The sequence below is a fragment of the Flavobacterium sp. 22659 genome, assembly GCF_052044235.1.
GTDB classification, from domain to species: domain Bacteria; phylum Bacteroidota; class Bacteroidia; order Flavobacteriales; family Flavobacteriaceae; genus Flavobacterium; species Flavobacterium johnsoniae.
On the sequence record NZ_JBQEMU010000001.1, the window covers coordinates 310,286 to 322,902 of the forward strand.

General features: G+C 29.1%; 13 protein-coding genes. All 13 read right to left on the reverse strand.

The genetic code is table 11. From position 1 onward, the window contains the following. Window positions 1–27: 27 nt before the first annotated feature. The gene (rfbA, locus tag ACTJIW_RS01530) at window positions 28–912 is read right to left on the reverse strand and encodes a glucose-1-phosphate thymidylyltransferase RfbA (protein ID WP_121360130.1); all 885 of its coding nucleotides are present in this window, start codon (window positions 910–912) and stop codon (window positions 28–30) included. A gap of 36 nt (window positions 913–948) precedes the next feature. After that, on the reverse strand, window positions 949–1,794 hold the full coding sequence (gene rfbD, locus ACTJIW_RS01535) for a dTDP-4-dehydrorhamnose reductase (RefSeq protein ID WP_121360129.1): 846 nt from the start codon (window positions 1,792–1,794) through the stop codon (window positions 949–951). Further along, window positions 1,794–2,342 carry a dTDP-4-dehydrorhamnose 3,5-epimerase gene (gene rfbC / locus ACTJIW_RS01540; RefSeq protein WP_121360128.1) on the reverse strand — a complete coding sequence of 183 codons (549 nt, stop codon included), beginning with the start codon at window positions 2,340–2,342 and terminating at the stop codon, window positions 1,794–1,796. Before rfbC ends, rfbD begins: the two co-directional genes overlap by 1 nt. A gap of 30 nt (window positions 2,343–2,372) precedes the next feature. Then, on the reverse strand, window positions 2,373–3,506 hold the full coding sequence (locus tag ACTJIW_RS01545; protein WP_121360127.1) for an aminotransferase class I/II-fold pyridoxal phosphate-dependent enzyme: 1,134 nt from the start codon (window positions 3,504–3,506) through the stop codon (window positions 2,373–2,375). Further along, window positions 3,499–3,924, reverse strand: a complete 426-nt coding sequence (locus tag ACTJIW_RS01550) for a WxcM-like domain-containing protein (protein WP_121360126.1) — start codon at window positions 3,922–3,924, stop codon at window positions 3,499–3,501. Before ACTJIW_RS01550 ends, ACTJIW_RS01545 begins: the two co-directional genes overlap by 8 nt. Continuing rightward, a complete protein-coding gene (locus ACTJIW_RS01555) occupies window positions 3,914–4,885 on the reverse strand; it encodes an MraY family glycosyltransferase (protein ID WP_121360125.1) in 972 nt (323 codons plus the stop codon). Before ACTJIW_RS01555 ends, ACTJIW_RS01550 begins: the two co-directional genes overlap by 11 nt. 9 nt (window positions 4,886–4,894) lie before the next feature. Next, window positions 4,895–5,827, reverse strand: coding sequence for a GDP-L-fucose synthase family protein (locus tag ACTJIW_RS01560; RefSeq protein ID WP_440715321.1), 933 nt, complete (start codon window positions 5,825–5,827; stop codon window positions 4,895–4,897). A gap of 47 nt (window positions 5,828–5,874) precedes the next feature. Beyond that, entirely contained in the window at window positions 5,875–6,993 is a 1,119-nt protein-coding gene (gene gmd, locus ACTJIW_RS01565) for a GDP-mannose 4,6-dehydratase (protein ID WP_121360123.1), read from the reverse strand. A 214-nt stretch (window positions 6,994–7,207) separates the two neighbouring features. Further along, window positions 7,208–7,792 carry a hypothetical protein gene (locus ACTJIW_RS01570; protein WP_440715320.1) on the reverse strand — a complete coding sequence of 195 codons (585 nt, stop codon included), beginning with the start codon at window positions 7,790–7,792 and terminating at the stop codon, window positions 7,208–7,210. A gap of 1 nt (window position 7,793) precedes the next feature. Continuing rightward, on the reverse strand, window positions 7,794–8,507 hold the full coding sequence (locus ACTJIW_RS01575; RefSeq protein ID WP_440715319.1) for a glycosyltransferase family 2 protein: 714 nt from the start codon (window positions 8,505–8,507) through the stop codon (window positions 7,794–7,796). Further along, window positions 8,489–10,057 (reverse strand): glycosyltransferase family 39 protein, encoded by a 1,569-nt coding sequence (locus tag ACTJIW_RS01580; protein ID WP_440715318.1) that lies wholly within the window; start codon window positions 10,055–10,057, stop codon window positions 8,489–8,491. Before ACTJIW_RS01580 ends, ACTJIW_RS01575 begins: the two co-directional genes overlap by 19 nt. Window positions 10,058–10,604: 547 nt before the next feature. Beyond that, the gene (locus ACTJIW_RS01585) at window positions 10,605–10,973 is read right to left on the reverse strand and encodes a GtrA family protein (RefSeq protein ID WP_121360119.1); all 369 of its coding nucleotides are present in this window, start codon (window positions 10,971–10,973) and stop codon (window positions 10,605–10,607) included. Continuing rightward, window positions 10,970–12,616, reverse strand: coding sequence for an NTP transferase domain-containing protein (locus ACTJIW_RS01590; protein ID WP_440715317.1), 1,647 nt, complete (start codon window positions 12,614–12,616; stop codon window positions 10,970–10,972). The genes ACTJIW_RS01585 and ACTJIW_RS01590 overlap by 4 nt, the downstream gene beginning before the upstream one ends. Window position 12,617 lies beyond the last annotated feature (1 nt).

A 12,617-nucleotide genomic window follows, 5' to 3' on the forward strand; every position in this document is an offset into this window, starting at 1 on the left:
GGATTAAAAATTTATTTCTTACACAAATTAAACTTTTGCTCCTTTTTTCTTTTGTTTTAAAAATTCTATTAAATATGTTCCATAACCAGATTTAACTAAAGGCAATGCTAAATTTTCCAATTGTTCATCATTAATAAACCCTTGTCTCCAAGCAATTTCTTCAACGCAGCCAACTTTTAAACCTTGTCGTTCTTCCAGAACTTGTACAAATTGCCCCGCTTGCATTAGGCTGTTAAATGTTCCTGTATCTAACCAAGCTGTACCTCTGCTCAAAATGGCTACTTTCAAAGCATTGTTTTTTAAATATACTTTGTTAACATCAGTAATCTCATATTCTCCACGAGCACTTGGTTTTATATTTTTAGCTATTTCTACTACAGAGTTATCATAAAAATAAAGTCCAGGAACTGCAAAATTAGATTTTGGCTCTTCAGGTTTTTCTTCAATAGAAATTGCATTCAGGTTTTCATCAAATTCAACGACTCCATAACGCTCTGGATCAGAAACATGATAAGCAAAGACAACACCGCCTTTTGGCTTTGTGTTAGATTTTAACAACTCTTGCATATTAGATCCAAAAAATATATTATCTCCTAAAATCAAAGCAACATCATCGTTACCTATAAACTCTTCTCCAATTACAAAAGCCTGTGCAAGGCCATTTGGTATAGGTTGTTCTGCATAACTAAATTTACATCCTAGACTTGATCCGTCACCCAATAGCTTTTTGAAATTTGGTAAATCATGAGGAGTTGATATGATAAGAATTTCATCGATTCCTGACATCATCAATGTTGATAATGGATAATAAATCATTGGTTTATCATAAACAGGCATCATTTGTTTGCTCATTGCTAATGTTAAAGGATGTAAACGTGTGCCAGAACCTCCAGCCAAAATAATTCCCTTCATAAATCTTGAATTTAAATTAGATCTTTAGGATCTTAATTATATAAACATCTTTTTTAAACTTTTCTTATAATCAGGTATCTGTAAATTATAAGTTTCTTTTATTTTTTTCTTATCTAATAACGAAAATTTGGGGCGTTTTGCTGGAGTAGGATAGGATGAAGATGAAATACCTCCAACTTTACAATTATATTCTCCAAATTCTTTTATAGAGAGCGCAAATTCATACCAGCTAATTTCCCCTTCATTTGAATAATTGTAAATTCCTGGAACCCAATTTGAAGATCTTAGAATATCAATCATTGCTTGAGCTAAATCTGCAGCATATGTTGGCGAACCTACCTGATCATTTACAACATTAATTTCATCTCTTTCCTGCATTAGTCGCTGCATCGTTTTTACAAAATTATTTCCAAATTTGCTGTAAACCCAAGATGTTCTAATTATAATTGAATTTGGATTTTCTTTCAAACACGCTAATTCTCCTGCTAATTTACTTTCTCCATATACATTTATTGATTTAGTCTTTGCTTCTTCATTTAAAGCTGACGAAGAAGACCCGTCAAACACATAATCTGTTGAAATATGAATTAATTTTATGTTTTTTTCAAACGCATATTTTGCTATTAATTCTACAGCTAAATGATTTATTGTAAAAGCTAGTCCTTTTTCAGTTTCAGCCTTATCCACTGCAGTATAAGCACCACAATTAAAAACAATATCAGGTTTAATTTCGTTTAACTGATTTTTAAGTAATTCTAAATTATCTAATGTAACTTTTGTTCTATCTGCAAAAACCCATTCAAATTCTCGATAAGAAGTTGATAAAACAAAAAGTTCAGATCCTAACTGTCCGTTTGCTCCTGTTACAAGAATCTTTTTCATTAAAATAAACGATTACAATTATCTATAAAAGGAAGTATTTGATCTTTTTCAGAAACAATGGCATCCTTTAAATCCATTCCCCAATCAATATTTAAAGAAGGATCATCAAATTTAATTCCTCCTTCTGAAGCTTTATTGTAAAATTGATCACATTTGTACATTACTGAAGCTGTCTCGCTAAGAACTGAAAATCCATGAGCAAATCCTTGAGGTACTAATAACTGCTTTCTATTTTCAGCTGACAATAGGATACTGAATGCTTTTCCAAATGTTTCTGAATCTTTTCTTAAATCTACTGCAACATCAATAATTTCACCTTCTAGAACACGTATTAATTTAGTTTGTGCAAATGGAGGATTTTGATAATGTAAACCTCTCAAGGTTCCCTTTTTTGAGAACGATTGATTGTCTTGAACAAAATCAATATTGATGCCTAGATCTTCAAATTTAGTTTTACTGTAAGATTCAAAAAAGTAACCTCTTTCATCTCCAAATATTATTGGCTCTACAATTACTAAATCTTTTATAAACGTTTTTTCAATTTTCATTTTAAAATATAATTCTTCTTTATTTTTAGCTTAATTAAAAAAAGTTTCAATTACTTTTCTAATTCTATTTTTATCTTCAATTGTTAAGTTTGAACCTGATGGTAAACATAAGCCCATATTAAATAGCTTCTCAGCAATATTGCTTCCGTAATAAGGATATTTATTAAAAATTGGTTGTAAATGCATCGGTTTCCAAAGAGGACGACTTTCAATGTTGGCATTTTCTAGTGTCAATCTTAAATTCTCCTTATTTATATCATTACTTGGTTTTATAAGAATTGTATTCAACCAAAAATTCGAAAAAAGAGTTTCATCTAATACTTCAGAAAGTTTTACATTTTTGATCTCTTTAAAAATCTCTTTATAAAAAAAATGATTCTTTCTTCGCGCTTCAACATTTTTATCTAATATTTTTATTTGTCCTAAACCGATACCAGCACAAATATTACTCATCCTATAATTATACCCTATTTCACTATGTTGATAATGCACAGCAATATCCTTTGATTGATTTGAATAAAAAATTGCTTTTTCTTTTAATTTTTTAGAATTTGTAATTAAAGCCCCTCCACTTGAGGTTGTAATAATTTTATTACCATTAAAAGAAAGAATTCCAAAGCTCCCAAAACTTCCACATTTTTTACCATTGTATGTACTTCCTAAAGCTTCTGCACTATCTTCAATAATTGGTATTCCATATCTATCTGCTATGGCATGAACATCATCAACCTTATAAGGTATTCCATATAAATGAACAGCAATAATAGCTTTAGGCTTTTTCCCTTTTAATATTCTATCTTTTATTGCTATTTCAAGATTTTCAGGACAAATATTCCACGTATCAGTTTCACTATCAACAAAAACAGGCATAGCACCTTGATATAAAATAGGATTTGCGGATGCCGAAAATGTCATGCTTTGACAAATTACTTCATCCCCAGCTTTCACATCTAATAAAATCAGTGCTAAATGAATAGCTGATGTCCCAGAATTTAATGCTGTCACAAATGATTCTTTATTAAAATAATTCTCAAGTTTATTTTCAAAATCATCAACATTTGGACCTCCGGAAGTTATCCAATTTGTTTCTAATGCTTTTTGAACATATTCTTGTTCGAAGCCACTTTGTACTGAAAGTGATAAATAAATTCTTTTATTATCCATTTATAGACCAGTAATCTGAAGGATATCGCACATCATCTTCAGTAACATTTGCAAGTGGTAAAGTTGAAAAAGAAATTAGTTTTGAATCTGTTTCTATAGATTCTATAGCATTGGCATAACCAGCAGGAATATGAACTATTTTACTATCAAATTCTGAAACCATGACAGTTTCAATAATTAAATCTTTTGAAGGTTTCTCCCAATTATCGATTTTTATAAAATGAATCTTGAAAGAACCTCTTAAGCAATAAAAGTTTTTGGAATCTAATTTATGGCCTTGCCATGCACGAATTGGATTTTCATCAGAATTACTAATGATATAAAACCTTTCAATTTCTTTAAAATTAAAATCATTTACATATGAGATAGTCCCACGATGATCTGAAAAATTTCCTCCCTGAATAATTTTAGGAATCATGCTTTAATTTTAAATTATGCTTGTTTAATAAATAAAACTTTGATGTGTATACCAACAGTAAAGGTATAAGTATAATTAAAAACAAAATTGAATCTTCGACTTTATTATAAAGGGGTATAACTAAAAAAGAAATCCCTGTTTGAACTAATGCATAAAATAAAGAAACCAATCTATGCTGCATTTTATATTCATTACTTAACACTTGGTATAAATGCAAACGATGTGCTTCAAAAATATTTTGTCTTAAAAAAAGACGATGAATAATTGTACATACCGCATCTACTCCATAAACTGCTAAAAACAAAATCCAAATTAGAGAATTTGTAATTAAAATTAGTTTTAAAACTAAGTAAATTATCCAGAAAGCGATTGCAATACTTCCTACATCACCTGCAAAACATTTTGCTTTTTTTCTATAATTGAAAAACAAAAAAACTAAGCTTGCAATTATTGCATACTTTATGAATTCTCCATCTATAAAAAGTTGAATTTTTTCATTTACATATAATAATGCCCCCATCACAGCTAAAGTATAAAGACCAGTAATTCCATTAATTCCATCCATAAAGTTATAGGCATTAATTAATCCAATGGCTAGTATGTAACTTATTAGAACAGCCCAAATTGGAACTAAAGTAAATAAGTTTAAATCATAAAAAATTAACGTGATTGAAAGAAAATGAATTCCAATTCTGATTTTATTAGACAAACTTTTGATGTCATCCCAAAAGCTGACCAAACTAACTAATGTTATTCCAGTAAAGAAAAAATAATTATTGTGTATATGCTGTACAAAATATAATAAAGCAGAAAACCAAAAAATTATTCCTCCTCCTCTCAACGTTACCTCAGTATGAGAACTTCTTTGATTAGGATTATCAATTATATTAAAATGATCAGCCGCCATAAAATAAAGCAGTATGATGACCATTAAAATAATTCCTAAAATTGTATATTCCATTTGACGAATTTACCCCCAGTGAGTGTCTTTTATTTCATTGTAAACTTTTTGAATGCCTTCTTCCAAGCTTGTTTTCGCTTTCCATCCAAAACTATTTAATTTTGAAACATCCATAAGCTTACGAGGAGTTCCGTCAGGTTTAGATGTATCTGTCAGAATTTCTCCTTCGAAACCTACTACTTTTTTAACCAAAGCTGCCAAATCTAAAATTGATATATCTTCACCTACACCAATATTTACTAATCCCTGTTCATTATAATTTTCCATTAAAAACAAACAAGCTTCAGCAAGATCATCTGCATGCAGAAATTCTCTTTTCGGGCTGCCTGTTCCCCAAATTGTAACTGAAGCATCATCATTACGTTTTGCAGTAATAAATTTTCTCAGCATCGCTGGAAGGACATGCGAGTTTTTTAGATCATAGTTATCGTTGGGGCCATACAAATTTGTTGGCATCACAGAAATAAAATTACACCCAAATTGGTCTCTATATGCATCACACATTTTAATTCCTGCAATTTTAGCGATTGCATAAGGCTCATTTGTAGACTCCAATTCTCCCGTGAGCATATACTCTTCTTTTAATGGCTGCGGAGCCATTTTAGGGTAAATACAAGAGGATCCTAAAAACATTAATTTCTGTACGTTATTCAAGTACGATTGATGAATTATGTTATTTTGTATCATCAAATTTTCATAGATAAAATCACCTCTATAAGTGTTATTAGCAATAATACCCCCAACTTTTGCTGCTGCTAAAAAAACGTAATCTGGTTTTTCTGCTGCAAAAAAATCTGCGACAGCTTGCTGATTTCGCAAATCTAATTCTGAAGAAGTCTTTAGTACAAAATTTGTATATCCTTTTCCCTTTAATTGACGCAAAATAGCCGAACCTACCATTCCACGATGTCCAGCTATGTATATTTTATCGTTTAAATTCATAATGCTTATTTCTAATTTAAGAATAAAATTATTCTGATTTATCTAAATTAATATTTAATAGCTGATCTTACTTCTTTTAACATTTTTTCTTTTAAAACATACTGAAGATCTCCTGCCATCATTTCTTTTACTAATCCAGCCAAATCATACTTAGGCACCCAGCCTAATTGAGTTTTCGATTTCGTAGGATCTCCAATAAGCAAATCCACTTCCGTTGGTCGGAAATATTGTGGATCAACTGCAATAATCTGCTTCCCTACTTCGATTTGATAAGCAGGATTACTGCAAGAAGCAACATATCCTTTTTCATTTATTCCTTCTCCTCTAAATTCGATATCTATACCTACCTCTGCAAATGACATTTTAACAAAATCACGCACATAAGTAGTTTCTCCCATAGCAATAACATAATCTTCAGCAACATCTTGTTGCAGAATTCTCCACATTGCCTCTACATAGTCTTTAGCATGTCCCCAATCGCGCTGCGCATCTAAATTTCCTAGATATAGACAATCTTGTTCTCCTAACGCAATAGCTGCTGTAGCCATGGTTATTTTACGAGTTACAAAAGTTTCTCCTCTTCTTGGTGATTCATGATTAAACAAAATTCCATTACAAGCAAACATATTATAAGCTTCACGATAATTTTTGGTAATCCAAAAACCATAAATTTTTGCTGCTCCATATGGCGAACGTGGATAAAAAGGTGAGTTCTCATCATAAAATCCTTTTTCATTTTTATTCTCCGCCAAACCACCATATAATTCAGATGTAGACGCTTGATAAATACGTGTTTTCTTTTCTAAACCTAAAATACGTACAGCTTCAAGAATTCTTAATGTTCCGATACCATCAACATTTGCTACATACTCTGGTGAATCAAAAGAGACTTTTACATGGCTCATAGCTCCTAAATTATAGATCTCATCAGGTTGTACCTCTTGAATGATTCGTATAATGTTAGTAGAATCTGTTAAATCTCCATAATGCAACTTAAAATTTACATGTGTTTCGTGTTGATCTTGATAGATATGATCAATACGTTGCGTATTAAAAGAAGAAGCCCTCCTTTTAACTCCATGAACCATATAACCTTTCTCTAGTAATAATTCTGCCAAGTACGAACCATCCTGTCCTGTAATTCCTGTTATAAGTGCAATTTTCATTTTTATTTTTTTATTTTTATTTTATTATATGTTTTGGCTAATTTGATTTTAAGCAATAAAAATGATTTAGCCTTTTAAAGTTTCTCTAGATATTAAACAATAAAATCATATTCAATAAATTGAATATAAGTTTTAAGATTAAAATTTGCTTGTGCTATTGAACCATTTTAATCTAGCTTAGAAATGTAATACATATTTTATTTAAAAATTTGCTTTACCATCTTGAAACATTGTAGAGTTTCGTACAAATAGCATCAAATATTATATTATTATTATTTAAATATTTTTTATAAAGTTCAATTTTCTCATCTTGTCCTTGAAGTTCAGGAGATACCAAACAAATATTAAATCCATTTTCTTTTAGAATAGTAAAAATTTCATAATTTATAGGTAATACAGTAAAACAATCAACCCATATCCATTCCACTTTATTTCGTAAATTTAATATTGTATCTATCCCTTCAAATTCAGAGAATCTTAAAGCTATATTTTTATTGCCCTCTTTTGAAAGATTATATATCATCGGAAATGAGCTGTCGAGAAAAAAATATTTTTCAATCTCATATTTCTGTATTAATTCTAAAACTCTGTACTCTATTCTTTCGCTTTTAATATTCAATATCATAATCCCGTGATTATAATGTTTGAGATATTCTTCAAAATCTTCTCCATCTTTAAATGGATCGTGTTGAAGTATTAATCTATCTCCAAAATCTCTTAGATCGATTTCAACTCCATATTCTTTTGGAACATTTTTCAATTCCTCTACTGTATTAATTCTATGCGCAATAAGTTCCATTCTAAAGCTCCTTTTTTAATTTAATACTAAAATCGATGGTTCTTTTAATAAATTTCCATTTTGAAACTATACCATTATTCCAGCTTGATTCACCATGGATCCGAGGAGGAAACACTACATCAAATCTAATGACATTTATTCCTCTTTTTTTTGCCATATACAAAAAATACAAATCAAGAGAAAAGTCTTTTGGAATATTTTCTAAATCTTGAAAGAATGTTTTGTGAAAAATATTAGGTTGCGCGTTTATATCCCATAATTTTGAACCTAAATAAATAGTTTCAAATAAACTCATCCCAGTAGTAAAAATCTGATCAAATAACCTTCTTTTTTTTCTATTACCCTTTACATAACATTTTTTAGGATCATCTTGTGATTCAATAATTTTAAAAGCCTTTATAACATCCAAAGGGTCTGTTTGCATATCTGCATGAGTATAACCAATAAAATTACTTTTAGCTTCTTTTAAACCTGAAACAATACCAAATCCATAACCTTGATTGACATCTACCTTAACTACTTTAGCAAAACTGTAATTAGGAAGTAATTCATTTAAAACTATTTCACTATTGTCAGTAGAGCCATTATTAACTAGAATAACTTCAATATCTTCTGTTTTTACAACTTCATTAAATTTTTCTAAAATTAGCGGTATGTTCTTCTGCTCGTTATAGCAAGGAACTACTATAGATAATTTTATTGTTTCTTTCTCCATATATAAAAGTTTTTATTATCTCCAAACTTTTGATAACCATAATTATTGCCTTTATTGAAATTCTCAATTATTTGTAGTGATTTATTATATTCTTTAGTATCAACTCGCTTACTCAACTTTCCTTTATCAAAGTAAACATCATTTTTTGACAGTATAATAAAATCTATCTGTTTATTTTGCAGTTGATCATTATATACAAACATTTCTTCAGAAATTGGTCCGTAGATAATATTGACATTACTATAGTTCAATCCTAATTTACTATAGTCAAAAGGAGTAAATGGACTAATTAATATATTTGTTTTATCTGTTATTACAGGTTTCAGATCTTTTACTAATAAATCACTCATCTCTTTTTGTTTCCTATCTGTCATTTCATATTCTGGATGGTAGCCCGTTGTAAACGCCTCTTGATAATTACTAATATGACTACTTATTTGAAACAAGATTATTCCAATAACCAAATAATATTTGTATTTAGAAAATTTATCTACAAAAAATAATAAAAGTAAAGGAACAGCAATAAATATGGTTAAATAATAGTGTTGCCAATCTTTATTTACCATTAAAAATAAATACAAAATATTTATTGCAAAATAAAAACTAATCAAGTTTATTATTGACTTTTTATCTTCTTTTTTAAATATTAAAAGAACGAGATAAAAAGAAAAAATAAAAACGAAGGCAAAGACAAAAATATTTAGATAGTAAAAATCAATTGCATTATAAATCTTTTCAAAAATAGTAACCTTGACATTTAAACCATGATTTGTTGCATTGGACTTCATATTTGAAACAAAATTGGATGTAAATAGTTTCAATCCGGAAGGATGAATCAAATATGGATTTGAAAACAAAAATGTCAACATTCCCACTATTACAAACTTAGAAAAAAACTTAACTTTTACTTTTATTTCATAAAAATTTCTAAACTTAAAATTATCATAGAAAACATACATGAAAACAAGAGGTAAAAATGTTACGGCCTGTATCTTAGTTCCTAATGCTAAACCGAAAGCAACTCCAGCCCGCCAAAAATATTTCTTAAAATCCCAGTCATCTTTAGCAAAAAGATAGATGGATAAAATTATAAAAAATGTCATCATCCAATCGGGATGAAACCACATAGCATTTTTCCAAAAGCCAGGCATCGTAAGTACAACAACAGATAATAGAAGAGAAAAATACTTATCACTATATAATCTTGCTATCTTATAAATATACCAAAATGTCCCAACAGCGAAAAATGACGTTATAATTCTTGGGATATAAATACTCATTTCAATATTACCTGATGCAATAAAAGGAGCTACAGCTAAAGAGTTTAAGAAAAAAAATCCAAACCCATAACTATAGAACCAAAAAGAAAATATTTTTTTAATATCAAAAGCAGTTAAGCCATCATACATATTAAGCAAACTACCATGAAAAGCATATTCATCAATACTATAAACACTTAAAAAACCAATATTTAAATGTTTATAATTGACGTAAGCTAAAGTTGAAAATACTAATATTGATATGTAACCTATTATTCCTTTTTTTTTCATTTTACAGGTCTTATGTATTTAGATTTATCGATTAGTTTTGTTAATGTTTTTTTGAGAAAATTGATAATATTATGTCAATGCAATGACTAAATAAACTTTATATGGCAACTCCCTAATTAGATTGTTTTGGCAATTTGTGTAAAAATATGTGCTTATACACAATTCTATAAAAAACAATTAGTAAAAACGAACAATTAATAATCAAAATATTTTGGTGCTTTTTATTTGTAAAAAGTAAAGAACAAGAGATTTAAGGAAAAAGAAGTGTAGTAAAATCAAACACATAAATTCTAATTACCTTTAAACAGTTTTGCAAAAAATGCTACTATTTTCTATAACGTCCTTTTTGTCTCTAAAAAACTAAAAAATAGGTAGTAACGAAATTAAAAAACTCTCTGAAAGCAATTTTACTAGGTCTAACAAATATTATTGATACATCAAAAAAACACGTATATATTTATTATGGCTGGTTGATTTTCTATTGAAAAAACATTCAAGAGGCCCAAAATGAACTAATTTTATTAAGAATCTACATATAAGTCAATTTTCATTTAAATACCCAAAATTTTTGACCAATAAAATTTATTATAGTGCTCACCACAGTTGCTATTAAAAAAGAAAGTATTACTATTCCTGAATTATCTAAAACCAATTTATTAACTAAAACATTTGCTCCAAGAGTTAGGCTGTAAAGTATTGCAAATCGAAGAATTTCAACATAGGATCTTTCTTTTTTTTCAAAAGTCCAATATTTGTTCATAAAAAATGCAACTATTGTACCTAAAAGAAATGAAATACTTTTTGACATAAAAGTAGATAAAAAATTCAATAACAAATAATATGTAATTAAGTCAGTAGCAACAGCACTAAATCCTGCTGCTATAAACCTTTTTAATTCTTTTTTAGTTTTACTCATCTGTACTCTTGTTCAAAAGTATAGTATCTCTCGTCTAACTCTTTTATCTTATCTTTATTTACGGTAATATCTTTTTCTAGACGATAGGGATGCCATGGTACCTTATGAAAAAAGCTCTGCCAATAAACAAATGTTTCATAATCATTTGGTGTACCCCAACAAATATAATCGTCTATTTCAAAAACCTTAACCTTATAACCAAGTCCTATTAATTCTCCCATCAAGCTATCAACATAATACTCCCCATTGATTCTTATGTTTTTATCTAAAAGATTCTCCAAAGCATTCTTAAAGTACTCTACTTTCTTAAAATAGAATGCTCCAACAATTGCATGATCATTATAAGGATTATCTGAAATAGGGATTTTAACAGAAACTCCAGTCGCATTATCATTATCATCCGTTTTAACCCAGCCATACATCTGAGGATTAATCTTACTTGATATATGATGTCTAAATGTAAAAATAATTGCATCTATATTTTCAACTTTTATAAGATCTTGATATTTTTCACTATTATAAATCATACCATTATCAGTAGCTGCTATAAGCAATGAAGCATCTGGATCAACATCTTTTAATCCTAAATCACATGTTATAGCCTGCCCCTCTGTCACTTCATTAATTGCTATAATTTTAGAACTTGGAAATTCCTCTTTTAAAACTTCTTCTAATGGATAACTATCCAGATGTTCTTTTAACGTTACAAATATGTGACTCTCACTATTTGGAATTGAATTTGCGGCTTGAACTATCATAGGCTTACCACTAACCTCAATTAAAGGTTTTGGATCAATGTAACCTTCTGCTGAAAATCGACTTCCACGACCTGCTAAAGGGATTAATGTTATACTATTATCTTTTGCTGCGTCTTTTTGTGTTTCATTACAAGCATTTCTAAAATATTTTGACCAGCTATTATATTCTTCAACATCTTGTGGAGTTCCCCATTGCAGCATATGTTGAATATCATAAATAGATACTTTGAATCCGTCCTCTACCATAAGATTATAAATAAGCGAGACGTAGTATTCTCCATTTAAATTTATATCTTTTTGCATGAGTTCCTTGAAATATTTTTTTACAAATTTTCCTTTCTTAAAATAGTAAGTACCGTTTGATGCATACTCGTTCATTCTATTACTTGTAAAAGGATCTTTCTCTTTTATTTCTAACATCCATTGCTTATCGTCTCTCATAAAAGCATAATTGGTCTTTCCTAGCATATGAGGATGAAATCTTTTATATGAAGGCAGTGCACCATCAGCATCTCTTTCTCTTGTATGTTTAAGAAAATCTGAATAATCCCAATAAGTACCGAAATCACAATAGTTCACAATTACTTCTTCATCATCTTCTATCAGATATTCGACTAAAGAAACTGCATAAACTGGTCCTTTCTTATGATTTGGAATTTCAATAATATTAGCGTTAGGCTTTATTCCCAGCAATATATTTCGAATATTTGTTTCAGCTAGATGTTTAGAATTACAGATAAATGTAAATTTTGTTTCGCCTGGAAATAAATCACAAACATGTTCAATAATTGGCTTTCCATCGATTACAATTAATGGTTTTGGTTCAATATATCCAGCTTCTATAAATCTATTGCCAATTCCTGACATTGGTATTATTATATGCATA